General features: G+C 73.2%; 13 protein-coding genes. 7 read left to right on the top strand and 6 right to left on the bottom strand.

Annotated elements, in window-relative coordinates; translation table 11 throughout:
• Positions 1-11: 11 nt before the first annotated feature.
• The 6 genes from POL72_RS22735 to POL72_RS22760 all read right to left on the bottom strand — a co-directional run bounded on the left by POL72_RS22735 (position 12) and on the right by POL72_RS22760 (position 9,898).
• A complete protein-coding gene (locus POL72_RS22735) occupies positions 12-2,123 on the bottom strand; it encodes an alpha/beta hydrolase (RefSeq protein ID WP_272097605.1) in 2,112 nt (703 codons plus the stop codon).
• Between the two features lie 42 nt (positions 2,124-2,165).
• A complete protein-coding gene (locus tag POL72_RS22740; protein ID WP_272097606.1) occupies positions 2,166-3,212 on the bottom strand; it encodes a hypothetical protein in 1,047 nt (348 codons plus the stop codon).
• Positions 3,205-4,434 (bottom strand): tyrosine--tRNA ligase, encoded by a 1,230-nt coding sequence (tyrS, locus tag POL72_RS22745; RefSeq protein WP_272097607.1) that lies wholly within the window; start codon positions 4,432-4,434, stop codon positions 3,205-3,207. The genes POL72_RS22740 and tyrS overlap by 8 nt, the downstream gene beginning before the upstream one ends.
• A 163-nt stretch (positions 4,435-4,597) precedes the next feature.
• Positions 4,598-4,942 carry an HU family DNA-binding protein gene (locus tag POL72_RS22750; RefSeq protein WP_272097608.1) on the bottom strand — a complete coding sequence of 115 codons (345 nt, stop codon included), beginning with the start codon at positions 4,940-4,942 and terminating at the stop codon, positions 4,598-4,600.
• A 134-nt stretch (positions 4,943-5,076) separates the two neighbouring features.
• The gene (locus tag POL72_RS22755; protein WP_272097609.1) at positions 5,077-7,479 is read right to left on the bottom strand and encodes a hypothetical protein; all 2,403 of its coding nucleotides are present in this window, start codon (positions 7,477-7,479) and stop codon (positions 5,077-5,079) included.
• 1 nt (position 7,480) lies between these two features.
• Positions 7,481-9,898, bottom strand: a complete 2,418-nt coding sequence (locus POL72_RS22760; RefSeq protein WP_272097610.1) for a hypothetical protein — start codon at positions 9,896-9,898, stop codon at positions 7,481-7,483.
• A 566-nt stretch (positions 9,899-10,464) separates the two neighbouring features.
• On the opposite strand from POL72_RS22760, the gene POL72_RS22765 reads away from it, so the two are divergent.
• The 7 genes from POL72_RS22765 (at position 10,465) to POL72_RS22795 (ending at position 25,840) form a co-directional block, all read left to right on the top strand.
• Positions 10,465-12,921 (top strand): thioredoxin domain-containing protein, encoded by a 2,457-nt coding sequence (locus POL72_RS22765; RefSeq protein ID WP_272097611.1) that lies wholly within the window; start codon positions 10,465-10,467, stop codon positions 12,919-12,921.
• 469 nt (positions 12,922-13,390) lie between these two features.
• Positions 13,391-15,277, top strand: a complete 1,887-nt coding sequence (locus tag POL72_RS22770; RefSeq protein WP_272097612.1) for a GAF domain-containing protein — start codon at positions 13,391-13,393, stop codon at positions 15,275-15,277.
• Positions 15,278-15,289: 12 nt separating this feature from the next.
• The gene (locus tag POL72_RS22775; protein ID WP_272097613.1) at positions 15,290-16,981 is read left to right on the top strand and encodes a sensor histidine kinase; all 1,692 of its coding nucleotides are present in this window, start codon (positions 15,290-15,292) and stop codon (positions 16,979-16,981) included.
• Positions 16,978-18,069, top strand: a complete 1,092-nt coding sequence (locus POL72_RS22780; RefSeq protein WP_272097614.1) for a TIGR02757 family protein — start codon at positions 16,978-16,980, stop codon at positions 18,067-18,069. Before POL72_RS22775 ends, POL72_RS22780 begins: the two co-directional genes overlap by 4 nt.
• Before the next feature lie 808 nt (positions 18,070-18,877).
• Positions 18,878-20,071, top strand: a complete 1,194-nt coding sequence (locus tag POL72_RS22785; RefSeq protein ID WP_272097615.1) for an alpha/beta fold hydrolase — start codon at positions 18,878-18,880, stop codon at positions 20,069-20,071.
• A gap of 93 nt (positions 20,072-20,164) precedes the next feature.
• Complete coding sequence (locus POL72_RS22790) at positions 20,165-23,092, top strand: MXAN_6577-like cysteine-rich protein (RefSeq protein ID WP_272097616.1); 2,928 nt, start codon at positions 20,165-20,167, stop codon at positions 23,090-23,092.
• 228 nt (positions 23,093-23,320) lie between these two features.
• On the top strand, positions 23,321-25,840 hold the full coding sequence (locus POL72_RS22795; protein WP_272097617.1) for an MXAN_6577-like cysteine-rich protein: 2,520 nt from the start codon (positions 23,321-23,323) through the stop codon (positions 25,838-25,840).
• Positions 25,841-25,990 lie beyond the last annotated feature (150 nt).

A 25,990-nucleotide genomic window follows, 5' to 3' on the forward strand; every position in this document is an offset into this window, starting at 1 on the left:
GCCGGCTGCGCCTAGGATCCAGCTCCTCCGTCAGGCACCTCGGCGTCGACCGGGATCTCCCTTGCTTCGAGCCCCTCGAGCGGCGCCTTGCCCGACAGCGCGTCGAGGTCGCCGCGCGCGTCCCGGAGGTAGCCATTGAAGAACGCGGCGAGGTAGCCCATCGCGATCGCCTGCTGCTCGCGCCGCGAGAGCCCGGCGTGGCCGTCGAGCGGCTCGACGAGGCCGAGCGACGTCGTGTAGCCGAAGTGGTTCGCGCCGGGCAGGGTCACGAGGTGCTTCGGGGCGCGCGCGCGGTCGTAGAGCGCCGCCGGGACGGAGGCGGCGACGGGATCCGCGGTGCCGCGGACGACGAGCGCCGGCCGAGGCGCGAGCGCGTCGATGGGCAGCGCGCGCTCGGGGGCGCCCGCCGGCGCGAGGAGCGCGAGGGCGCGGACATCGAACGGGCAAGCGGCGTCGAGCGCGAGCGCGAGCGCCGCCTGCGCGCCGAGCCCGTGGCCGATCAGGCCCACCCGAGCGAAGTCGACCAGGAGGGGGCCCCGGGAGCCGGCGCGGAGGTGCGTGAGCGCGTCCCGGAGCACCGCGGCGCGGCGCAGCGGCGCGTCGTCGGGCGTGAGCCACGAGAGATCGGGCGCGACGACGACGAAGCCCCAGCGCGCGAGGTGCGCCATCACGCCGGCGAGCTGGCGGTAGTCCTGGGCAAGACCCGCGGGGGATCCCGCGGTGGCCGCGCTCGTGGCGAGGCGCCGCTCGTGGGCGATCGCGATGACCGGGAACGGGCCTCCCGCCGAGAGCGGCGCCTCCTCGCCGTCCGCGGACGCGGGGTAGTAGAGCAGCGCGGCGCTCCGCGCGGGGCATCGGTAGAGCGCGCCCTGGAATGGCCACGTGTCGGGGTAGCAGGCGTCCGCCGACAGCGAGAGCGCGCCGATGCGCCGGAATCCCGCCCGATGCGGTCCGGCGCGCAGCCGCGGCGACGCGCCGGTCGGGAGCGGCGCAGGCGGAGGCGAACTCGTGGAGGGGGGCGGGCGAGAGGGCGTGGCGGCAGGCGGGCGAGAGGTCGTGGCGGCGGGCGGGCGAGAAGGCGTAGCGGCAGGCGGGCGAGAGGTCGTGGCGGCGGGCGGGCGATTCGTCGTGGTGGCAGGCGGAGGGAGCGTCGCCGGAGAGGGGACATCCGCCGGAGAAGGGGGCGCGTTGCCGAGGATCGCGCGCTGCGACCACAGCGCGCCGTCGCGGGTCGCGTGGACGATCCGCCCTTCGGCGCGCACCGCGAGCTCGATCCGCCCGAGCGGCCAGCTCTCGATCACCGATACCGCCTCGCACCGGCCCAGATCGGTGGCGAACACGGTCGGACCGCGGAAGCGCGCCCCGCGGGCGCCGTCGTCGCGGCACCACCGAGCGAGCCCCACGCGCGCGAGCGGCGAGAACAGCTCGAGGGTCGCAGGTCCGCCGATCGCGCTCCAGAAGAGCGCCGGTGTCCCGCGGACCCCCGAAACCACCTCCTCCGGGCCGTGCCACCCAGCCCCGGACCCGGGAGAGCGCCAGAACATCAGCAGGCGATCGCCGACGCGCGCGACGACCTCGAGGTCGCCGGGCGCGTGCGGTCCGTGCGGCGCGCCGGCCACGCGCTGGATCATCGCGACCGCCTCGAATCGACCGAGCCCCTCGCCGAAGATCACCGGGCCGCGCCAGCCGAGCTCGGCGGTGTCGTTGTCGCGGTGGTAGTGCGCGATCCCGCCGCTCGCGTGGGGCACCACGAGCTCGAAGTTGCCCTTGCCCCCGGAGCCGCCCTGGATCAGGGCGGGGTCGCCGGCCGCGCCCTCCGCGAAGAAGCGCGGCTCGCTCCACGACGGCTCGCTCGAGGGCGCGCACCAGAACGCGGCCAGCCGATCCCCGGCGCGCACCACCGCCTCGAGGTGGCCTGGATCGCCGAAGTTGCTCTGGATGAGCGACACCGCCTCGACCGGCCCGAGGCCGCTGGCGAACGTCGCCACGTGACGCCACGGCCCGGAAGCCTCCTCGCGGCGGTGGTGCTCGACGCCGAACGGCGTGTCGGCGGCGGGCAGGACGAGCTCGAGCGTGCCGCGGGAGGCGCATTGCAGGAAGAAGCCGCTGGTCGTGGTGGGCATGGCGCTGACGGCGTCCAATTTACCGGCGAGGCGCCGCCGCGCCTACCGCAGCATCTCGGCGAGCCGCTCGCCGGTCGCCGCCGCGAGCCCCCGGGCGAGCGCCCGCGGGTTCAGCTCGACCGCGACGGCCACCGCGTCCGGCGCGTGGGTGGCGAGCGGCCGCTCGACCGGCGCGTCCAGCCCGAGCAGGTGGCCGAACGAGCCGCCCGCGAGCTCGTTCCAGGCCGCGAGCAGCTCCTCCGAGGCGGCCTCCCCGCTCGTCGAGAAGTCGCCCGCCACCGCGATCGCGAGCGCGATCCCCTCGCGCGCGCTCGGCCTCGCGGCCGCGCCCACGGCGGTGGCCGCCGCGAGCAGCCCCCGCGCGCCGCGGGCGAGCTCCCCGTCGAACGGCCCCGGCGCGAACGCGCGCACGGGCGCCGGGCCGAGGCGGGCCTCGAGCGCGCGCAGCGGGCCGCCCGAGAGCGCGGCGGGCGAGCGCTTGAGGCGCCCGAGCGCGTACAGCGACGCGACGCGCGCCGGCCCGCGCAGCGGGCTGCCGCCGTCCTGCACGCAGGCCACGTCCTCGCCGAGCAGCACGAGCGCGCGCGGCGTCGTGCCGATGTCGCCCGTCACGCGCACGACGTCCGGGCGATCGAGCGCGCGCCGCTCCTTGCCCGTGAGCCTCCGCCGGAAGAGGCGCTCGATGGCGCGCGGGTCGCCGCTGTGGCGCGCCACGTAGAGCGTGGCGCCGCCCGCCGGCCCCGCGCCCGCGTACGACGCGATCGCGGCCTCGCGGACCTGCCGCAGATCGACGCCGGTCGCGCGGGCGTGCCGGGCCAGGTTCTCCTCGGGCGCCACGAGCGCGATCGACGGGATGAGCCACGGCACCGCCGCGACCTCGCGGGGCCGGACGAGGATCAGCCACCTGAGCCCCGCCTGCGGCAGCAGGCGCGTCAGGTCCGCCGTGGCGAGCGGCGGCAGCGGCGGGCTCGGCCGGGCGTGCGGCCGCGGCGCGCCGCCGCACGAGGGCAGCGCGAGGCCGAGGGCGCAGCCCAGGGCGCCGCCGAGCACGGCGCGCCGGCGAGGCGCTCGCCCGGGCGCGTCAGCCAACGACGAGGTGGGCGAAGCGGCGGTTCTTCGAGCCGACGCGGACCAGGTAGCGCTTCCCACGCTCGAGCTTGAGCTGCTCGTCCTTGACCACCTCGCCGTCGAGGTGCACCGCGCCGCCCTTCACGAGGCGCCGCGCCGCGGAGGTCGACTCGGCGAGCCCCGCCAGCGCCAGCGCGTTGCCGATCGGGATCGTGTCGCGGTCGCTCGCCACGTGGAGCTCCTCGATATTCTCCGGCAGGCCGCCGGCCGCGACGCTGCGGCGCCGCTCGAGGGCCGCGCGCGCGTCCTCCGCCGAGTGGAAGCGGGTGACGATCTCCTGCGCGAAGAGCTCCTTCACCGCGATGACGCCCTGCTCGCCGCGGAGGACCGCCTCCCGCAGGGCGGCGATCTCCTCGGGCGGGCGCGACGACAGGAGCTCCATGTACCGCCAGATCACGCCGTCATCGACGAGCATCAGCTTCTGCAGCATGTCGAACGGCGGCTCGGTGATGCCGACGTAGTTGTCCGCGCTCTTCGACATCTTGGCGCCCACGACCTTCCCGTCCTCGACGCGCGCGTTCGTGCCCTCGAGGAGCGGCATCGTCATCACCATCTGGGCGCGCTTTCCGTAGCGGGGCATCAGGTCGCGCGCCACGAGCAGGTTGAAGAGCTGATCGGTGCCGCCGAGCTCGATGTCGGCCTCGAGCTCGACCGAGTCGTAGGCCTGGAGGAGCGGGTACATGAACTCGTGCACGTAGATGGGCCGCGCCTCCTCGTAGCGCTTCTTGAAGTCGTCGCGCTCCAGCATGCGGGCGACTGTGTACTTCGCGCAGAGCTCGATCATCTGCGTCGGATCGAGCTTGTTCAGCCACTCGGAGTTGTAGCGGACCTCGGTCCTGTTCTTGTCGAGGACCTTGAACGCCTGCGCCTGGTAGGTCTCCGCCGCGGCGACGACCTCCTCGCGCGAGAGCCGCGGGCGCAGCTCGTTCTTGCCGGTCGGATCGCCGACCATCGCCGTGAAGTCGCCGACCACGAAGACCACGTGGTGCCCGAGCTCCTGGAACTCCCGCATCTTCTGCATCACCACCGTGTGGCCGAGGTGGAGATCGGGGCGGGTCGGGTCGAAGCCGGCCTTCACGCGCAGCGGCTTGCCCTCGCGGATCCGCTCCTCGAGCTCGGCTCGGACGTGGAGGTCGACGACACCCTTGCAGAGGATCTGGAGCTGACGTTCGGCGGGGACCATGGGGGCCCGCTTCTACCGCGCAGCGGAACGGCCCGCCAGGGGGGCGACGCGCCTCCGCGTGCGCGAGCGAAGAGGGCGCAGGAGCGAAGAGGGCGCCGCGAGCGACGAGGTCACGTCGTCACCTCGTGCGGCGCGTCACGTCACGCACGCGCCGCGGGCCGCCTCATTCGTCGTCGGTCTCCTCGTCGTCCTCGTCGTCGTCGTCGTCGTCGCCCGAGATCGCGTACGCGCGGCTCGCGTTGACGAGCTCCTTGAGCTCCTTGCCGACCTTGAAGAACGGAAGGCGCTTGGCGGGCACGGGCACCGGCTGGCCCGTGCGCGGGTTCCTGCCGCTGTAGGGCTTGTACGGCCTGACCGTGAAGCTGCCGAACCCGCGGATCTCGATGCCTTCGTTGCGCTGGAGCGCCTGCGTCATCGCGTCGAAGACGCAGTTCACGACGAGCTCCGCTCGAGCCTTGGTGAGCTCCCCCCGTCCCGCGATCGCGTCGATGAGCTCGCTTTTCGTCATGGTCCACCTCCCCCACCCCAGCGGACCGCCGCCGGCGCTCGACTTGCCGCTTTCCACCGCAGAGCTCCAGGGGATGCGCCGCTCCAGGAGCCGCACGACAACAGAATCCTATGAAAAGCTCGCATGTTACGGGACTAGCGGTCAACCGAATTCCCGCCCACAACGGAGAGCGCGTCGAGCGCGAAGAGGCCTTCGGTTCGGCTCGTTTCGCTCGTTTCGTACGTTCCCCTGGCCTCGCGGGCGAGGGCGAGCTCGATTTCGACGGCATCCTCGGGGATCGGGTGCGGCGGGAGATCGGCGCAGGCGAGCGGCGCGCCGGGGGTGCTCGGCGCGGCGGGCTCGACCCGCCAGGCGTGGAGCAGGGCGCCGTCGACGAGGAGGCGCACCTCGCCGGCGCCGTCGCCCGAGAGCGCCACGCGCGGGCTGATCCGGGCGCCGCGGAGCCAGGGGGCGGGCAGGCCGACCCGGACGACGGCCTCGCCGCGCCCCGCCGCGTGCACCGCGAGGAGGCGCCCGCCAGACGCGCACGTGCCGCCGGCGTGCTCGGGCAGCGCGAAGGCGCCGCGCTGCGCGCGGGGCGGCCACAGCGACTCGCCCTCGATGCGGGCCTCGCCGGGCGGCTCGGCGTCGAAGACGAGCGGCGTTATCGAGACCGTGGCGAGGCCGCCGCCGTCCGGGATCGCGAAGCGGTAGCGGTACGCGGGGGGGCGACCACGGGCCTCCCACGCCATGCGGTCGATCGCGTCGCCCCGGTAGCGCAGCACCGCGACGTCCTCCGGGGCGGGATCGAAGCCGAGGTTGAAGCCGTGATCTGTGTCGACGAACACGAGGCCGCGCGAGACGCCCGCGCGCGTGACTGCGGCGGGGTCGAACATGGGCAGGCCGCCCTCGCGATCGCGGAGCGCGGCGTGGTCGAAGCCCGCGCGGAAGGCGAAGCCGGCGAGCGGGAGCGCCGCCGCGAGGAGCGCCGCCGGGAGGAGCGCGCCACGCCGGCGCGCGGGGCCGCGCTCCGCGTCCGCCGCCGTCGCAGCGCGCCCCGCGTGCGCCGCCATCGCAGCGTGCTCCGCGAGCGCGAGGGCGGCCATGGCGGCGAGGACGTGCTCCACCGGCAGCACATCGGCGAAGAAGCGCGCGCCGCCTCCCGGGTAGTTGCCATCGAAATAGAAGGGGGCGTAAGCGGCGATCTGGAGGAGCGGGGCGATCGCGAGGGCGCGCGAGCGCGGCCGACGCCAGGCGATCACGGCGCCGGCGAGCACGAGCAGCGCGAGCGGCTCGGCGTTCAGCGCGTCCACGAGGTGGAGCTTCAGGCGGCGCAGCGTCGTGCCGGTAGCAGCCAGAAAGCCGTATCCTTCCGTGAGGTTGTGACGGACGAAGTCGCCGTGCTCGCCGACGCAGCCGACGCCGGCGCCGAAGCCGTAGCGGAAGCAGCCGGGCGGGCCGTCCGAGACCGCGTAGTACGCGGCCTGCGACGAGGCGAAGGCGCCCGTCGCGGCGTGCTGGTGGGCCGCGAGTAGCGCGAGGCCGGGGAGGGCGCCGAGCGCCATCGCCGCGGCGAGCCGCACGAGCCGCGGCGAGGGGCGCGGCGGCGGCTCGCCCTCGCGCGGACCGGCCGCCGCGCTCCCCGGCGCGATCGCCGGCAGGAGCACGAAGGGCAGCGTCGCGGCGAGGGCGAGCGCGCTCGGCGGGCGCGTCGCCGCGAGCCAGCCGGCGGCAAGCCCGGCGAGCGCGGCGGCGCGGACCGCCGGACCGAGGGGCCCCGTCGCGGCGCCCGTCGCCGCGGCGGCGCGGGCCTCATCGAGCGCGCGCCGCGCCGACGCGAGCGCGACCGTGAAGCAGAGGGCCGCGAGCCCGTGCGACATCGTGTCGGCCGTGTGGTAGCGGAGCGCGGCGCAGAGCGCCGAGAAGAGCGCGGCGACGAGCGGAACGAAGCGGATCGGCGCGGCGCTCCCGGCCGGGGCCGGGCCCTCCGGCGCGAAGCGCCCGGCCAGGTCGTAGGTGGCGATCGCGAGCGCCGCGGCGAGCGCGGGGCCGACCGCGAGCGGCGCGCCCGCGAGGAAGCCCAGCGCGAGCAGGGCGGGGTAGCCCGGAGGAAAGAGGACCGCGACCTCGGCCGCGCGGTTCGCGCCGGAGGGCCCGGCCATCGCGTCGCCCACCGCGTCGCTGCGGACGAGGAAGCGACCGAGCACGGAGGCCGCGGGCTCGTCGAGCGGCCACGCGAGGTGGCCGGCCGCCATCGCGCGCGCCTCGAGCCAGTAGCTCGTCGCGTCGATGATGCGGGGGCCGCCCCGCAGGTAGACCGCGACGTACGCGGCCGAGAGGAGCGCCGCGACGACCGAGAGGGCCGCGGCGATCGCGGCGCCCAGGGCCGCGCCGGAGGGGGGCGCGGGGTCGGGGCCCGAGCGCGCGGCGCCGGGGCCGGCCCGTGCGATGGTGGACGAGCGGCCACGGCGGAGGAGCCAGGCGCTGCCGAGCACCGCGGCGAGGGCGAGCGCGAGCGCGATCCATTGCGCGGGGTCGCGGGGCAGGCCGGCGCGCACGTCACTGTCCGGCGAGCGGGCGCGCGCCGGCGCCCTGCGCGGGGCGATGGAGGATCCAGACGTGGTGATCGACCCACTCCCCGTCGACCGGCGTGAGCGTGAGCGTGAACGTCTCGGGCAGGCCCTCGGGGAGGTCGAGCGAGGCCTCGGTCCAGCCGTCGCCCTTCTTGAGCGCGAGGTGGCCGATCTCCCGGCCGTCCGCCGTCGCGCGGATCGTCGCGGCGCGGGGCGCGGCGGTGCGGACCACGAGCCTGCCGTGGCCCTCGCGAGGGGCGTGCAGGCGGGCCGCCTCGCTCCGGCCGCCCGGGATGACGCGCCCGGCGTCGAAGCGATCGTGCCCCGATCCGCGCGGATCCGGCAGGACGCTGAAGCCGACGAAGCCTGCCTGGGGCCGCGGGAACGCGTAGCCGTGCTCCCGCTCGCTCACGAGGTCGGCGACGTCGAGCTCGTCGACGATCCGCTCGTCCGCGCGCATCGACGCGGGCGCCTCGCCGTACGCGAGCGGGCTCCAGTCGGCCTGGTAGATGACCTTCTCCGCGCCGCCGCAGATCACGTTGCCGACGACGGGGATCGCGGCGATCCGCCTGCCGAAGATGGCCGGGAGGTCGCCCCACCAGCCCGGGTAGATGGCCAGCGTGTCGGGGCGGTCGTCGGCGGGGATGCGCTCGATGAGCTCCAGCGAGGCGCCGAGGCCGTGGACGCCCGCGCGCGCGAACGGGAGATCGTGGTAGCCGCCGAGCCCGATGAGGTCGAGGCCGGGCCGGTCCGACGCGTAGAGGAGCGCGCCCGCGTCGCCGACGAGGACGCGGCGCACGTCGAGCTGGGCGAGGAGCTTGCCGGCGACGAGGTGCTGATCGCGGATGTTGCGGCTGGCGCGGCCGAAGAACCAGATCTGGTCGCGCATCCTTGGCAGCTGGTGGGCCCAGAAGAGCGCGGCCACGGCGAGGGCGAGCGCGACGCGCGCGCACCAGAGGCCGCGCGCCAGGGCGCCGCCGCGGGCCGCGGCCGCGACGCCGCCGAGGGCCCCGAGCCGCGCCCTGAGCCCGGCCGGGGCGCTCCCTTGCCGCTCCTGGCGCTCGTCGCCGCTGGCCCATGCGGCGCGCGCGACCAGCAACGCGAGACCCATCGCCGCGAGCACCAGCAGCCAGGCGACCGCGGGCATGGTGTAGCGCTCGTTCTGCCAGCGGACCTGACCGTTCAGGGACACGAGCGCGAGCCACCCGACGACCTGGACCCAGAGCAGCGCCGCGGCCCCGCGGGTCTTGCGCGAGGCGAGGGGGACGAGCGCGAGGGCGGGAACGAGCCAGCCCCAGGGGAGGGCGTCCGAGAAGTGGTGGTTGGTGTTGCGGGCGACGACGTACGTCGCGAGGAACTCGTAGGTGTCCCACTTCTCGGAGGACGTCATGTACGGGTTGTTCAGCGCCAGCTTGGCGATGGCGCCGCTCGCCGCCCACTCGCCTGTGAACACGCGGTTGGCGACCGCCTGGGCGAGGCACGCGAGCGCGCCGGGCACCGACGTTCGCAGCAAGGTCGCGATCGCCGCGCGCGCGCCGTGCGCCCGCTTCACGGCGATGGCCGCGTAGACGCTCAGCGCCGCCACGCAGACGACCGACTCCGGCCGGGTGGCGTAGAGGAGCGCGCCGGCGAGGCCGGCGGCCCAGCCGAGGTGGGCGAGGCGCTTCGGCGGCGCTGCGGCGCGCGCGTCGTCAGTCGCCCGCGCCGTCGGCTCGCGCGGCGTGTCGGCCGCGCGGGCGACCGAGAGCGCGGCGAGGGTGGCGAGGGCCCAGACGCCGAGGTGGAAGGCGTTCTCCATCCCGCTGAACAGCGACCAGTCGAGCGCGCCGATGGAGAGCGCCACGGGCGGCAGCAGGTACTTCGCCCAGCGCCCGACAGGCTCGAGGAGCCGCGCGCCGACGAGCAGGAAGCCGAGCGTCGAGGTGCACGCGACGATCGCCGCCCACTCCATCAGCAGGACGCCGCGGAAGCCGACGAGGTAGCCGAGGGCGAGGACGAACGGGTAGCTCAGGCTCGTGTTCCCGCTCGAGAAGCCGTTGCCCTCGGACCACTCGAACGGGTACCCGCGCGCGGTGGCGCGGGCGTAGTCGAAGTGGATGAAGACGTCGTCGAGCGGCGCCGACCACATGCCGCCCGTCTGCTGGTGCATCGCGCTGTAGAACGCGACGGCGGCGTAGAGCACGCACGCGCCCGCGTAGGCGGCGAACAGGACCGGATCGACGCGCGGCCACGCCGCGACCAGGCGATCGAGCCAACCTGGGGGCGCCGCCGGGCCGGCGTCCCGGGAGACGGTGGTCTCGGTTTCGCCGGTTCCGTCCGTTCCGTCGGGGGAGGCGCTGCTCGGTCGGGGCGCTGCGCTTCCGGGCGGCGAGGAGGATGCGGGGTCGGCGCTGGACGGTGACACGCGGCTCTTTTACACGACTTTCACGCGGCCCGAGCCGTGGAGCCCGTCCGCGAAGGCGTGCGGGGAGTGGCTGGATGCATCCGGGGAAGAGCCCGTCGGACCGTGCTCGGGCCTCGCGGTCCAGTCCTCCGGGAGCACGGGCCTGTGGCTCAGGGAAGTGTCACCGCGGCTCCCGGTCAGAAGGGGTACCAGGGCTGCAGAGGCGGCCAGCTCTGCCCAGCACGTTTGCAAGCGGCTGATTCAGGATTGAAATAGGCAAGGCATTTTACTAGCGAAAGTCCCTGAATTCGGAAGGGAATCTCTTGGCCCGCATCCTGCTCAGTGAGCAGGCTCAGAGCGCCCGTGACGGTTTCCCCCCCCACCGTCGAGCGGGCGCTCTTTTTTTGTCCGTTGCCTCCGGGCTCTGGCGGACGGACCCACCGCGGTGCCTTGGCGCGCGTTCGCTGTCGTGCCGGCCGCGACGCTCGTCGTGCGCCTGTTCGTGCTCCGCTGCGCCGTAGCCCAGGCGACGTGAGGGCTGGTTGCCCGTGTAGGATCCTCCCCCGGATCACGACCCACGAGGCCCCATGCCTGCGTCAGCCCCTGTTTCCCGCCTGCTGTTGCTGCTGTTCCTCTGGAGCCTGCTCGCGGCGTGCGCGCCGGGCTCCGCGGCGGCGCCCGCGATCGAGCCGCCGAAGATGGTGGTCCTCCTGCCGCCCGCCGCGCCGACCGCTGTCGTGGCGGCCGAGCCGGAGCAGGAGCCGGAGCCGGGCACCGCGGTACCCGTCACCCGCGCGGATCCGTGGTGGGGCGAGCCGCTCGCGCCGGTCACCCTCGTGGTGTGGGGCGACTACGAGTGCCCCTTCACCTCCAGGTACATGGCGACGCTGGAGCAGCTGAAGGAGGCCTACGGGCCGTATCGGCTGCGCATCGTCTGGAAGCACTTCCCGCTCGCGTTCCACAAAAATGCGCGCCCGGCGCACCTGGCGGCCGAGACGGTGTTCCGGCTCGGCGGGGCCGAGGCGTTCTGGAAATTCCATCAGCTCGCCTTCGCCAACCAGCGCTCGCTCACGCCGGAGTCGTTCGAGGCCTGGGCCGCCGAGGCGGGCGTCGATCAGGCGGCGTTCCACGCGTCCTTCGAGGAGCAGCGGCACGCGCCGAAGATCGACCGGGACGTCGAGGCCGGCAAGACCGCGGGCGTCACGGCCACCCCGGCGACCTTCGTGAACGGGGTGTTGCTCAGCGGGGCGCGGCCCATCGACGACTTCCGGACCGTCGTCGACGAGCAGCTCCGGGCGGCCGAGGATCTCCGGCGAGCCGGCGTCCCGCAGGAGCGCGTCTACGCGGCCCTGTCCGAGCAGAACAAGGCGCGCGCCCCGGCCCCGAAGCCGCCCACGCCGCGGGCCCCCGAGGACACGACCGTGTGGAAGGTGCCTGTCGACGGGTCGCCGATCCGGGGCAACCCGGACGCTCTGGTCACGCTGGTCATGTTCTCGGACTTCGAGTGTCCGTTCTGTCGCAGGGTCGCCCCGACCGTCGAAGGCCTCGAAAAGAAGTACGGCGCTCAGCTGCGCGTCGTCTTCAAGCACTACCCGCTCCCCTTCCACAAGCGGGCCGAGCCCGCCGCGGAGCTCGCGCTGGAGGCCAAGGCGCAGAAGGGCGACGCGGCGTTCTGGAAGGCGTACGAGCTCTTGAAGGCCGGGGGCCTCGAGGACGCGGACCTCGCGGCGCACGCGAAGTCCCTGGGCCTCGACGTGGTCCGCGCGCAGAGGGCCATCGCCGCCCGGCGCCACGCGGCGCGCATCGAGCGCGATCAGCGCCTCGCCGACGACCTCCAGGCGAGGGGGACGCCCCATTTCTTCATCAACGGCAGGCGGCTCGCCGGCGCCCAGCCGGCGGAGAAGTTCGAGGCCCTCGTCGACGAGCAGCTCGCGAACGCCGCGAAGCTCGTGGCCGCGGGCACGCCGCCCGCGAAGGTCTACGACGCGCTTCAGAAGGACGCGAAGGCCGCCAACCCGCCCGAGCGGATCCTCGCCCCCGCGCCGACCAAGGACAACCCCGGCAAGGGGGCGAAGCCCGGCGCGAAGGTGACGATCCAGATGTTCGCCGACTTCCAGTGCCCGTTCTGCAAGCGCGTCCAGCCCACGATCGACGAGATCATCGCCGCCTATCCGGGCAAGGTCCGCGTTGTGTTCAGGCACCTGCCGCTCCCCTTCCACACGCGGGCGCCCCTCGCCGCCGAGGCGTCGATCGAGGCGTTCCGGCAGAAGGGCGAGGCCGGCTTCTGGGCGATGGCGCAGCGCCTGTGGGAGGACCAGTCCGAGAGCGGGCTCGGCCGGGGGGCGCTCGAGGCCCACGCGGCCGCGATCGGCCTCGACGTGGCGAAGTTCCGCGCCGCGCTCGACTCGGGAGCGCACCGCGCGGCGGTCGAGGCGGACCTGAAGCTCGCCGAGCGCCTGCGCATCACCGGCACGCCGTCCTTCGCCATCAACGACTACTTTCTCAGCGGGGCGCAGCCGACCGCGCACTTCACGCGGCTCGTCAACAGGGCGCTCGGCCCGCACGATCCCCCGACGAAGGAGTCGCTCCACGGCGCGGGCAAGCCCGCGGCCCAGCCGGGAGCAGCGCAGCCGACGCCGGCGCAACCGACGCCGGTGCCGCCGACGCCGGCGCAGCCGGGCGCGACGCAACCGGCGCCGGCCCAGCCCCCTGCGACGGCCGGCCAGATGGGGGCGAAGCACCTCCTCATCATGTATGCAGGATCACTGCGGGCCCGGGCGCACATCGTTCGCACGCGGGACGAGGCGCGCGCGCTCGCTGGGCAGCTGCTTGTGAGAGCGCAGCAGGGGGCGAGGTTCGAGGATCTCGCGGCCCAGTACAGCGACGAACCGGCTGGCCGCGCGCGCGGCGGCGATCTCGGCACGTTCCGCAAGGGCATGATGGTGCCCGAGTTCGAGCAGGCGGTGGAGAACCTCGCTGTCGGCGCGATGAGCGGGGTCGTGGAGACGCCGTTCGGCTTCCACATCATCCTGCGGACGCAATAGCGAGCGCGCGCGGCCCCCGCAGGGGTGGATCAGCGCACGTGGGGAGTTCCAACGTCGCGCCTCCCGGATCGTCCCCCGGCTGGATTGGATGTAGGACGGGTATCCCGCTCGCGAAGAGAACGGCGGATCGCGCGGCGACGAGCGACGGGGAGTGGCCCCTTCAGCGCGATGGCGCGGCTCGACAGCGGGGGACCTCCCGCCACGGGGGACACCCCGCGGCCGTTCAGTGGACGAACGGGTTCGTCCGCGGCGACTCGCGGCGCGGGGGGCGCGATTTCAGGTCAGGCCCGATTCTTCTTACCGGTCCCGGTTGAGAAGATTTCGCGCCATCCTCCAAAGGCGTCCGCGCGCTCTCTGCGCGCTTCCATGCGGCCTGCGCGTTGACCCCTCTCGCGCGCGTCGAGTAGAACGATCTTCGCGCCAGAGCGCGCCACCCAGTCAGCGCCAGCGCGGATTGGAACCGCAAACGATGCGTTGGTTCGTCGAGATCTCGTCGTTAGGCCAGAACGCTCCGCCGAGCAGGAAGGTGTGCGTCGAGGCCCCGCAGTGGCAGCCCGCGCTGCAGAAGGCCCGGGCGCTCCGCGGCGATGGGGGCCCGCTCAACAATTTCTCGGTGGATCTGCTGGAGAGCGGCTACCGAGCGATCGATCCGGCGACGCGCGTGCGGTACGTCGTGCAGCGCGCCCCGGACGACGCGGCGCTGACGGACGGGACCGACACCCCAGCGGGCGCGTCCCCGGCCGGGGCGGCTTCTCCCAGGCCGGCCGAGCCTGCGGGGCGCGTCGCAGGGAAGCGTCTGATCGCGCCCACGGTTCCGTTCATCTCGATGGGGACCGCGCTCCTCGTCTCGGAGCCAGCGGGCGCCCAGGCGCAGCCGGCGAAAGGCGGAGAGGCCGTGCCGGGGCGGGATGCGCCGCCGGAGCGAGCCGCGGCGCCGGAGCGAGGCGCCGCGCCGGAGCGAGCGCCCGCGGAGCTGCCGCCGTATCAGCTCATCTCGCAGCGCGAGGAGAACCCGTCCGAGCGCTCGCCGCTCACGTACCGAGAGCTCGTCTATGCGGTCGCGACCGGCACCCCGCGCGATCTCGTCAGCGCGCTGCTGGTCGATCGGCTCGAGCGCGCCCGGCAGCGCATCGACGACGCGCGCCCGGGCAAGTTCATCCATATCGCCGTGTTCGATCACGTCTTCGACGGTCGGCCTCAGCGCGGCCCGCTCGCGACCCTCGCCTGGAAAGACTGGCGCTCGGCCGAGCCCGAGATCCAGTTCCGCCCGCGCACCGGCGGCACCGCGCCGCCGCCGGCCATGCCGCCTGCGGACGTGGCGCCGCCGGTTGCCGTGCCGCCGGCCGCCGCGCCGCCTGCGGGCGCGGCGCCGCCTGCCACGCCGGCGACGGACGTGGCGCCGCCGGTCGCCGCGCCGCCGGCTGCCGCGCCGGCTGCCACGCCGGCGACGGACGTGGCGCCGCCGGTCGCCGCGCCGCCTGCCACGCCGGCGATGGACGTGGCGCCGCCGGCCGCCGCGCCGCCGGCTGCCGCGCCGGCGACGGACGTGGCGCCGCCGGCCGCCGCGCCGCCCGGCACGCCGCCTGCGGCCGCCGCGGCGGCTGTGGACGCGCCGCCGCCGGCCGCCGCGTATCCGGCGGACCTGCCGCGGCCAGCCCTCACGCCGCCGCCCGATGTGGTGCTGCTCGCCGCGCCGTCCGACGAGCAGAAGGGGCTGCCACGTCTCCAGCTCGTTCCGGAGGCGCCCGAGGTCGCTGCCGCCACGCCGGCCCCGCCGCGTCGGCGGTCCTCCTTCCCTCCGAAGAACGGGCGCCTCTCCGGCGACGACCTCATCGCGGAGCTGTTCGAGGCGTGCAGCGACCTGCACTTCCTCCAGGACACCCTCGCGGGCGCCGACTTCATCCTCGCGCTCACGCTCGACAAGATCCCGTGCGCCCTCGGGCTCGTGTCGCTGTTCGACATCAACCGGCGCGAGTTCGTCGTCGTCCGGCAGTACGGCGGCAAGAGCGCGCTCCTCGCCCGGCTGTCCGAGCGGGCGCCGCTCCCGCTGGCCGCGATGCGGTCGAGGCGCGCCGTCGTGGTGCCCGACGCGGCCAAGGACGAGCGCGTCATGGACGAGCGGTGGAAGGCGATCGGCGTCGAGCTCCGGAGCGTCATCTGCGCGCCCGTCGAGCTCGCGGGCCGCTACCTCGGCCTCCTCGAGATCGGAAACCCGCTCGACGGCAAGCCCTTCTCCGAGAGCGACGGCAACGCGCTCACCTACATCGGCCAGCAGTTCGCCGAGTTCGTCGGCGCGCGCGGCGTCGTCCTCGAGCCCGGCCTCGTGACCGCGGGGGCGAAGAAGGCCGCCCGCTAGCGGAGCCGAGCGATGGACCTCCTCCCCTCCGCCGGGCAGCGCCATCGCGTCCCGTACTTCGCCCTCGTCCCCGCCATCGTCGTCGCCGTGCTCGTGCTCGGCGGGATCGCCCTGCGCACGACGCTGCAGATCGAGAAGGCGCGGCAGCAGACCGTCTTCGACGCGACGCTCACCCTCGCCGACGAGCGCGTCGATCGGCTCGACAAGCTGATCATCGCCCAGGACAACGTCGTCGCCGCGCACGTCGACGTGGCGAACCTCTCGGTCATCGCGCGGCGGTGGCTCCCCACGGCGGCCCGCGAGACGCCGACCGTGCGCGCCATCCTGGTCCTCGACATGGACAACGAGGCGCACGACGTGCTCGCGTTCGCCTCGCGCGGCGCGTCCGGGCGGGAGGACGACGCGTTCCGCAAGCTCCTGCTCGCCCGCCTCCTGCCGCAGATGAACTTCTCCGGCGACACGGGCGAGCTTCGCCACCTCCACCACGTCATCGATCAGCAGAGCCTTCTCGTGAGCTACTGGCAGCGCGAGCACGTGGGGCGCAGGTGCCTCATCGTCGCGTGGCACGAGGTGCCGCGCCTGGTCCACGAGGTGATGCCCCGGCTCTTCCGCGACCTCGATCGCGAGAAGAGCCGGATGAACGTCATCGACGAGGAGGGTCGCATCGTGTTCGGCCCGCCCATCATCGGCGGCGAGTTCACCGTCGGGCGCCCCTTCCCGACGACGCTCTACAACTGGCGGCTCCAGATGGCGCTCACCACGGCCGAGGAGCTCGGCGAGAAGGTCGAGCGGCAGCGCCTGATCGAGATCCTGATGGTCGGCTTCTCGGCCCTCGTCGCGCTGGCCGGGCTCGCGATCGTGGTGCTGGCCTCCGTGAACGAGCGGCGGCTCGCGGCGCTGAAGAGCGACTTCGTCGCGAACGTGTCCCACGAGCTCAAGACGCCGCTCTCGCTGGTCCGCATGTTCGGCGAGCTCCTGCTCGGCGATCGCGTCCCCAACGACGAGAAGCGCCGCCAGTACCTGCAGATCATCGTGAGCGAGAGCGAGCGGCTCACCGCGCTCATCGAGAACGTCCTCGATTTCGCCCGCGTCGAGCGGGGCAAGGCCGCCTACGAGTTCGCGCGCGGGAGCGTCGCCGAGGTGGCGACGCGCGCCGTCGACATGTACCGCTACCGCGCCGAGCGCGAGGAGATGACCGTGGAGCTCACGATCGCCGAGGGCCTGCCCGAGGCGCTCATCGACGCGCGCGCGCTCGAGCTCGCCCTCGTGAACCTGCTCGACAACGCGCTCAAGTACGCGAAGGACGGCGGCCGCGTCGCCGTCGCGGTGGAGGTCGAGGGCGGGGGCGGGGGGCGCCTCGCCGCGCTGACGCGCCAGGCGAGGCGGGTCGCCATCCGGGTGAGCGACCGCGGGCCGGGCATCGATCCCGACGAGCAGAAGCACATCTTCGAGCGCTTCGCGCGCGGACGGCGGGCGAGCGAGCGGCAGGTGCGCGGCAGCGGGATCGGGCTCGCGCTCGTGAAGCACATCGCCGAGAGCCATGGCGGCGCCGTGCGGGTCGAGAGCCCGCTCACCGACGACGGGCGCGGCAGCGCGTTCGTCGTGTCGCTCCCCGCGCTGGAGCACGACCGGGAGGCGCAAGAGGGCGCGGCGAACGCCGAGCCGGTGGTGGCCGATCCGGCGCCGGACGCGGGGTCGCCGTGAGGGCGCGCAAGCGCGGCGAGGCGGCGCCCCGGGCGGGCGACGCCGCGGTCAAGGCCGCGCCCCGGGCGGGCGGCGCCGCGGTCAAGGCGGCGCCCCGGGCGGGCGACGCCGCGGTCAAGGCCGCGCCCCGGGCGGGTGACGCCGCGGTCAAGGCCGCGCCCCGGGCGGGCGACGCCGCGGTCAAGGCCGCGCCCCGGGCGGGCGACGCCGCGGTCAAGGCCGCGCCCCGGCGGACGGACGCCGCGCGGGGCGCCGCGGTCCAGGCGGCGCTCGACGGGGTGCGCGCGCGGTGCGCCGTCGAGGAGCGCCGCGCGCGAGACCCGGTCTCCTTCGTCCATCGCTACACGGACCCGGCCGATCAGGAACTCGTGGCGCTCATCGCCGCGTCGCTCGCCTTCGGCAACGTGAAGGCGCTCTACGCCAAGATCGGCGAGGCGCTCGACCGCCTCGGGCCGGAGATCGCCCTCACCGCCGACGACGCCCGCGCCGTCTCGGCGCGGCTGCGCGGCTTCCGGCACCGGATCTACCGCGATCGCGACCTCGCCGGGCTGATCGTCGGCGCCCGGCGGGTGCAGCGGGCCTCGGGCTCGCTCGGCGCCGCCTTTGCGGCCGAGCTCTCGCGCACCCGCGACCTGCGCCAGGCCCTCGGGGCGTGGGTGCGGGCGATCCGACGTGCCGGCGGCCTCGACCGGCGTCCGGACGACCGCGGAGCAGCGCACATCCTCCCCGATCCCGAGAAGGGCAGCGCCGCCAAGCGGCTGATGCTCCTGCTGCGGTGGATGATCCGCCCCGCCGACGGCGTGGACCTCGGCCTGTGGCCGGTGCCCCCGTCGGCCCTCCTCATCCCGGTCGACACGCACATCGAGAAGCTCGGCTACAACATCGGGCTCACCGATCGCAGGGGCGCCACCTGGAAGACGGCAGAGGAGATCACCGCGGCCCTCCGCGGCTTCGATCCGGCCGATCCGGTCAAGTACGACTTCGCCCTCTGCCACCTCGGCATGCTCCAGCAATGCCCGTCGCGGCGCGATCCGGTCCGCTGCGAGGGGTGCGGCGTGAAGCCGGTCTGCCGTCACTGGGACGAGTGAGCACGCCCTGTACGTCGGATTTCCGTCCGGAACAGTTACTTGCCTGATCAGTTCGAGAGCGTGAGGTCCTTCGAATTTGAATCAGATTGCAACCGTGATTTGCAAGGATGCAATAGTGACTGGTTATCGTTGGTGTAAGTGTTCGAAATTCTAATCTGGATGGGGCGGCACAGAGCCTGCAAAATGGTGGGCGAGCGCCGTCGCGGAGACCTTCCCCCCCCAGGTCCGCGAGGCGCTTTTTTCATTTTGTCCCCGGCAGGCGCATGAGCGCGGCCGTTCGGCAGACAGCACGGCAAGAAGAGCGCCGCAACGGAGCCCCCCCGAGCTCTGCTGCGACGTTCTTCTTGCCGTGCCCCCTTTCCGGGGTGCTTACGGAACCCTTGCCAGCTCTCTCCTCGCCCTCGTGTATTGCGATCCGCATGCCACGTTCCGGGCTGGTAGATCTGGAACCTTTGTGCACGCCTGTGCTGGAGCTCTCGATCTCGCGCCGCGGTAGGCCTGGGCACATGGTCATGTCCCTGCGAGACGCGAATCCCAGGGAAAACGAGCCGTTGCCAACGTGCGTTTCCGCCAGGGGCAGTCGCCCCGCGCGCAGTCGGGTGGAGTCGATTCCGGAGCGCTGTGTGACTTTTTCGCGCGCGCAGGAGATGATCGTGAAACGTGCTGTTCCCATCGATTCATGATCATCCAGAGGAGCGAACAGGTGAGCGGCCTCGACGAGCGGCTGGTCTGTATTCCGTCCATCTTGGTGAAAAGAATGTCGAGGTTGCTCGCATGCGGAAGCAGCGCCAGCAGGTAGATTGACCGTATGGTCTGGACATTCGGGGCAACCCTCCTGGTGGCGCTGGCGCTCACGGTGCTGGCGGCGATCGGGCTCTGGGCACACCTCCTTTACTGGGTCAAGCGGCTGACCCTGCCGCTCGAGTACAGCGTGGAAGAGGTCCTGCGGACCGAGGATGGCGCGCCCATCGAGATCCGCCGCGTCCCACGCCCGGACGGCGTGGAGGCGCAGCCGGACCTGCCGCCGATCCTGCTGGTCCACGGGATCGCCGCGAACCATAGAAACCAGGACATCCACCCCGATTACTCGCTGGCTCGCCACCTCGCCACGCTCGGACGCGACGTGTGGTTGTTGACGTTGCGCAGCGGCCGCCTCCTCACCCGCGCCGAGCGCCGCAGCGTCCGGTTCTCCGCCATGGTCCGGTACGATCTTCCCTGCGCCATCGAGGCGATCCTGGAGCGCACCGGCGCCCGTTCCCTGGATTATGTCGGCTTCTCCATGGGGGGCATGCTCCTCTATGCCGCGCTCGGCCGGAGCGTCCCCGGCGATCGGGTCCGCCGCGTCGTCATCGTCGGCTCGCCTGGCCGGCTCACCACGCCGGTGCGCATCATGCGCTTCCTGCCGGGCCGGCTGCTGCCGGGCGTCCCGCTCCGCCTCATGGCACGCAGCTTCGCGTTCGCGTCGGAGTGGCTGCCGACGCCCATCCATCACGCGGTGGCCAACCCGCGCAACGTGCCTCCCGGCGTCACGCGGCTCGCGCTCGTCAACTGCATCGAAGACATCCCTGCTGCGCTGAACGCCGATTTCGCCGCCTGGATGGCGAGCGACGGGGAGATCCGCGTGGACGGCGAGAGGGTCCTGGACGGCCTCGCCTCGGTCGCGGCGCCGGCCCTGTTCATCGCGGGCAGCGCCGACAGGATCGCCCCCGCCACGGCGGTGCGCGCGGCCTTCGACGCATGGGGGCGCGATCGCCCGGAGACGCCGAAGCGCTTTCTCGTGCTAGGGCGCGACTTCGGAGCGCGGGAAGATTACGGTCACGGCGATCTGGCCGTCGGCGCCTATACGGGCGTCGAGCTCTTCGAGCCGATCGCTCGTTTCCTCGGTCCCCAGGCCGAAGACGCGTCGGGGCCCGAGACGGGCGCCGTGGCGCTGGAGGCCATCCAGGCGCGTCAGCCGACATCCGACGAGACCGCGCCGGTGCCGGACTTCCCGGCCGCCTGACGGCCGATTGCAGAGCGAAAGCGAAGAGGCGTATCCTCGACGCCGGATCTCTCGGAGCCACGCGGTGGCCGGCCTGTCCGCCGAAGGATGTTCATGAGTCACCCCGGATTGCGCGCCAGGTTCGAGCCGTCGTCGATGGCGCTCTGGCTGACGGTCGCGGCCCTCCTCGCCCACGCCGCGTCCTGCGCGGGGGACTCGTCCGACGGGCCGTGTGATGACGGCCTCACGCTGTGCGGCGGAGCGTGCCTCGACACGCAGGTCGATCCGGACCACTGCGGCGGCTGCGACGGCGCTTGCGCGAGCGGGAAGCGGTGCGAGGCGGGCGTGTGCGTCGGCGGGGCGGGGGGCGTGGACGGGGTGGACGGGGCGGGGGGCGTGGACGCCTCCTCGACGGGCGGCGCGGGCGGCGCGCTGTGCGCCCCCGGCCTCGTGGCGTGCAGCGGCGGCTGCGTCGACCTCGAGACAGACCCCGCCCATTGCGGGGGCTGCGGCCAGGAATGCGCCGCCGAACAGCGGTGCGAGGGCGGCGCCTGCCGCTGCGCCTCCGGCCTCACCGAGTGCGGCGGCGGCTGCGTGGACGTGGAGAGCGATCCGCTGCATTGCGGGAGCTGCGAGGCCCGCTGCCCCCTCCACGAGACGTGTGTGGAGGGGGCGTGCCTCTGCGATGAGCGCTTCGCGGTCTGCGGCGGCAGGTGCGTCGATCTGGCCGTCGACCCGGCGCATTGCGGCGCGTGCGGCGCGGCGTGCGCCCCGGGGCTGCTCTGCCAGGGGGGCGCGTGCGCCTGCGCCGTAGGCGACTACGAGGACATCGGCTCGACGGTCCCGCAGCGCCTGACAGGCACCACGGTCGGCGCGGAGACCTATTTCTCGCTCGCCTGCATGGCCGCCGGCTCGACCGAGTTCGTCTACAGGTTCACGGCGGAGGAGGCCGGCAGGTACAAGTTCGACACCGCCGGATCGAGCTACGACACCGCCATCGGCGTCCTGGACTTCGATGCCTGCGAGGAGCTCGCGTGCAATGACGATCGCGGGGGAGCCGCGACCGGCAGCGCCTCGGTGGCCCTCGAGGGAGGGCAGAGCGTCCTCCTCGTCGTCTCGGGCTACGACGGCGCGCAAGGCGACTTCGCCCTTCACGTCGACCGCGTGGCGCCGCCGGCGTGCCCGCTCGACAGCATCGCGACGGCTCTCCCGCAGACGATCACCGGGGACACCTGGGGGCTCGGCGACGCCGTCTCGACCCGCTGCGGTTCAATCGACACCCCCGACGCGAGCTACAGCTTCACCGCGCCGCGCGCTGGCAGGTACATCTTCGACACGTCCGGCTCCACGTTCGATACCGTCCTCGAGCTGCGCAAGGGGTCCTGCTCAGGGACGCTGATCTCTTGCAACGACAACGCCATGGAAGCCGAGACGTCGCGCATCGTCGTGAACCTCGCCGAGGGCCAGACGGTGGTCGCGGTCGTCGACGGCATCGACGGCGGATCCGGGCGATTCACGCTCAACGTCAGCGAGTACGTGCCGCCTCCATGTCCGGAGTTCACGCTCGGCGCCACGTTTCCTCAGACGGTGACGGGCACCACCGATGTTCCGGATCGCGTGAGCATCCTCCCGTCGCCCTGCACGAGCGACAGCGGCCCCGAGGTCACCTATGGGTTCACCGCGCCGGCGACCGCGCTCTATACCTTCGACACCTTCGGCTCCTCCTTCGACACGATCCTGCACGTCCACGAGGGGACATGCAGCGGCGAGAGCGTCGCGTGCAACGACGACACCGCTGGCCGGCAATCGCAGGTGAAGAGGGTGCTCCGCGAGGGAGAGACCGTCGCCGTCGTCGTGGACGGCTACGCCGCAGTCGCCTCCGGCGCCTTCAAGCTCAACGTGAGCCAGACCTTCGTCCCTCCGTGCCCGATGCTCGATCTCGGGTCGACGGTGCCTCAGACGGTGACAGGGACCACCGCGGATGCGGCCGACGTCCTGCGCCCGAGCTGCGGCAGCGGCGGCGCCGGCGAGGTGACCTACAGCTTCACCGCGCCCGCGGCCGGCACCTACGTCGTCGATACGTTCGGATCGAGCCTCGACACCGTCCTCTCCGTCCTCGACGGCAGCTGCTCCGGGGCCGTGCTCGCGTGCAACGACGACGCGGCGGGAAGTGAGCAGTCGCGGATGACGCTGGAGCTCGCCGAGGGGCAGACGATCGTCCTCCTGGTCGACGGCAGCGCCGCGGGCGCATCGGGCGATTTCACGCTCAACATTGCGCGGTTCTCGGGCGGCGGCACCTGCTCGACGGCGATCGATCTCGGCTCCGTCACCCCGCAGGTCGTGACGGGGAGCACCGAGGAGCGGCCCGAGTCCGTTCGCCCGAGCTGCGGCTTCTCGAATGCTCCGGACATGATCTACCGCTTCACCGCGCCGGTGGCTGGGCTCTACATCTTCGATACGTTCGGATCGAGCTTCGACACCCTGCTCCAGATCTTGAAGGACAGCTGCACGGGGACGTCGCTCGGGTGCAACGACAACACGGACGGTCAGCAGTCGCGTGTCGCCCTCAGCCTGGCCGCCGGTCAAACCGTCCTCGCCGTGGTCGACGGCAGCGCCACGAGCTCCGGCGACTACGTGCTCCAGGTGGACCGGTTCACCGGCCCGGGGACCTGCGCGACGGCCATCAACCTCGGATCGCCGCTGTCCGTCACCAGGACCGGCACCACGCGCGGCCAACCCGACGCGGTGAGGCCGAAATGCGTGTCCGCAGCGCTCGTGTCCTCTCCGGAGGCGGTGTTCACCTACACCGCCCCGATCCGCGGCACCTATGTCATCGACACGGCCGGCTCGTCGTTCAACACCGTCCTTCACGTCCACACGGGTGGCTGCGGCGGCACCGAGCAACAATGCAACTACGATCCGAGCGGCACACGAGCGTCGAAGGTGCAGATCGATCTCGCCCCCAATCAGACCATCACCGTGGTCGTCGATGGGTATAATGGAGCGTCTGGCGACTTCACGCTGAAGATCTCCAAGCTCTGAGTCAGCGCCGCATGTGCCCTGGAGCCGGCCTGACGACGGCGTCCGTCGCGTCGAGCTGGCGAGGGCGCCTCTCCCCGGCGCGGCGAGCGCGGTCCGGGCCGCGGATCGGCCTGCGCGCAGCCGGCCGAGCGCCCCCGCCGGTTGCGGATGCGTCGGCCGCAGGCGTATCCTGGCGCGCGCCTCGTTATCCGCTCGCCTCGAACGGCAAGGCACCCCCCAAGGATGGCTATGAACCGATCCGGATTGCGCCCCAGGTCCGCCCTGTCGTCCGCCGCGCTGCTCCTGGCCGCGGGGGTTGTCCTCGCGGCGTCCTGCGCCGAGAGCCCCGAGGCGTCGGGCGAGTGCGCCGACGGGCTGTCGCGGTGCAATGGCGAGTGCGTCGAGCTCCAGGCGAACGCCGAGCACTGCGGCGCGTGCGGCGACGCCTGCGAAGAGGGGCAGCGCTGCGTGGAGGGGCGCTGCGGCGAGGGCGGCGGCGGCGAGGGCGGCGGCGATATAGGATCCGGCGTCGGGGGCGGAGAGGGGTGCCGAGAGGGCCAGACCGACTGCTCGGGCAGGTGCGTGAACGTCGAGATCGACCCGCGGAACTGCGGCGATTGCGACGTCGCGTGCGCGGAGGGGCGCGTCTGCGCGGACGGCTCCTGCGCCTGCGCGGGCGACCTCACCGAGTGCGACGGCGCCTGCGTGGATGTGCGGAGCGACAGGCTCAACTGCGGCGAGTGCGGATCCAGCTGCGCGCCTGCGCAGCAGTGCGTCGACGGCGCTTGCACCTGCCCCGACGGTCTCGCGGACTGTGGCGGCTCGTGCGCCGATCTGCAGACGAGCCCGTTCCACTGCGGCGATTGCGGCGTCGCGTGCGAGCGAGGGGCGCTCTGCCAGGCAGGCGCCTGCACCTGCGTCCTCGGCACGTATGACGAGCTCAGCGACACGTTCCCGCAGACGGTCACGGGGACCACCATCAGCGGCGAGACGAACTACGATCTCGCGTGCGTGGCCGCCGGTTCGTCGGAGCGGGTCTATCGCTTCACGCCGTCCGAGGCGGGGACATACACGCTGGACACCGTCGGGTCCGCCTTCGATACGGCCATCGGGGTGCTGGGAGCGACCACCTGCGCTCAGCTCGCCTGCAACGATGACCTCGCCCCCGGGGTCGGCCAATCGCGGGTCCGCGCGGTCCTCGAGGCGGGCCAGCCGGTCCTCGTCGTCGTGACCGGCTTCGACGGAGGGGAAGGCGATTTCACGCTCAACATGGCGAAATCCGCGCCGCCGAAGTGCCCTGGGTGGACGATCGACGCTGCGCTCCCGACGACCGTCACCGGCAACACCGAGCACCTCGGCGACGCGATCAGGCCGAGGTGCGGAGCTGCGGACAGCCCCGACGCGAGCTATGCCTTCACGGCGCCGGCGGCCGGGAAGTATGTATTCGATACCTTCGGCTCCGGGTTCAATACGATCCTGGAGCTGCACGATGGCGCGTGTGATGGCGACGTGCTCACCTGCTCCGACGACTCGGGAGGAGGGTCGCAGTCGCGCGCGACGGTGGAGCTCAGCGCCGGCCAGAAGGTCGTGGCGGTCATCGACGGCTTCGAGGGCGCGCGTGGGCCCTATACGCTGAACGTCGCCGCGTGGGCTCCGCCCGCGTGCCCCATGGCGGATCTCGGCTCCACCTACCCGCAGACGGTCACGGGTCACACGTCAGGCCTCGACGGGGTCCTCCAGCCGGCCTGCTCCATGAGCGATTCCCCCGAGGTCAGCTACAGCTTCACGGCGCCCATCGCCGGCCGGTATACATTCGATACGCTCGGCTCGACCTTCAACACGGTGCTCCACGTTCACGACGGCAGCTGCACGGGCGCCTCGCTGGGGTGCAACGACGACGCGGAGGGCTCGTACCAGTCGCAGGTGTCCACGCCCCTCGCGCAGGGGCAGACGGCGGTTGTGGTCGTGGACGGCGCGAGCGGGAAGCACGGCGCGTACACGCTCAACGTGAGCGGCTCCCCGGCCCCTCCGTGCCCGGCGAACGCGCTGGAGCCGGTCGTCCCGCAGACCGTGAGGGGGACGACCTTGGATCGCAGCGACTTCGCGGCCGCGCCGTGCGGCAAGGTCGGCGGGGCCGAGGTGGCTTACGGCTTCACGGCGCCGTCCGACGGATTGTATGTCTTCGATACGTTCGGATCGAGCTTTGACACGCTCGTCCACGTGCACGCCGGCACCTGCGGCGGGGAGGTGCTCGGCTGCAACGACAACACCACGGGCCTCCAGTCGCGGGTCGTGGTGCCGCTCGTCGCGGGGCAGGAGACCGTCGTCGTGGTGGATGGCTCCGGGCCGGCGGCCACGGGCGCGTTCACGCTCAACATCGGCCTGTTCGAGGGCGACGGCACCTGCGAGACCCCCATCGACCTCGGCTCGACGGTCCCGCGGACGGAGATGGGCTCCACCCTGCACCAGCCGAACTCGGGCACGCCGAGCTGCACCATGTCGAGCGGCAATGACAGGGTCTATCGCTTCACCGCGCCGGCGGACGGGACCTACGTCATCGACACGCTGTCGTCGACGTTCGACACCGTCCTTCACGTGCACGACGGCGATAGCTGCGCCGGCCGCGAGCTCGCCTGCAACGACAACACGAACGGGGTCACCTCGCGCGTGACCGTGCCCCTCACCGCGGGGCAGGTGATCACGATCATCGGCGACAGCAGGCCCTCCTCCTCCGGCACCCTCACCCTCAACATCGCCAAGCTTCCTTGAGCGGGCGCGCCCCGCTCGGCGGGGCATCTGCGGGCCGGGGGAAGCCTGAGCGCGGGGCGCTGGGGTGGGTCGGCTGCTGCGCGGCTTCGGTCGGGGGGTGGGGATCGCCGCACGTGGGGGCAGGTGGACCGGGCGGGAGCGATGGATGGC

Source organism: Sorangium aterium (genome assembly GCF_028368935.1).
In the GTDB taxonomy this organism is placed as follows: Bacteria; Myxococcota_A; Polyangia; order Polyangiales; family Polyangiaceae; genus Sorangium; species Sorangium atrum.

Coding starts and splice junctions, on each gene's coding strand:
- POL72_RS22770 (WP_272097612.1), top strand. CDS start 13,391: ATGCGTTGGTTCGTCGAGATCTCGTCGTTAGGCCAGAACGCTCCGCCG.
- POL72_RS22795 (WP_272097617.1), top strand. CDS start 23,321: ATGAACCGATCCGGATTGCGCCCCAGGTCCGCCCTGTCGTCCGCCGCG.
- POL72_RS22750 (WP_272097608.1), bottom strand. CDS start 4,942: ATGACGAAAAGCGAGCTCATCGACGCGATCGCGGGACGGGGGGAGCTC.
- POL72_RS22785 (WP_272097615.1), top strand. CDS start 18,878: ATGGTCTGGACATTCGGGGCAACCCTCCTGGTGGCGCTGGCGCTCACG.
- POL72_RS22775 (WP_272097613.1), top strand. CDS start 15,290: ATGGACCTCCTCCCCTCCGCCGGGCAGCGCCATCGCGTCCCGTACTTC.
- POL72_RS22765 (WP_272097611.1), top strand. CDS start 10,465: ATGCCTGCGTCAGCCCCTGTTTCCCGCCTGCTGTTGCTGCTGTTCCTC.
- POL72_RS22735 (WP_272097605.1), bottom strand. CDS start 2,123: ATGCCCACCACGACCAGCGGCTTCTTCCTGCAATGCGCCTCCCGCGGC.
- POL72_RS22790 (WP_272097616.1), top strand. CDS start 20,165: ATGAGTCACCCCGGATTGCGCGCCAGGTTCGAGCCGTCGTCGATGGCG.
- tyrS (WP_272097607.1), bottom strand. CDS start 4,434: ATGGTCCCCGCCGAACGTCAGCTCCAGATCCTCTGCAAGGGTGTCGTC.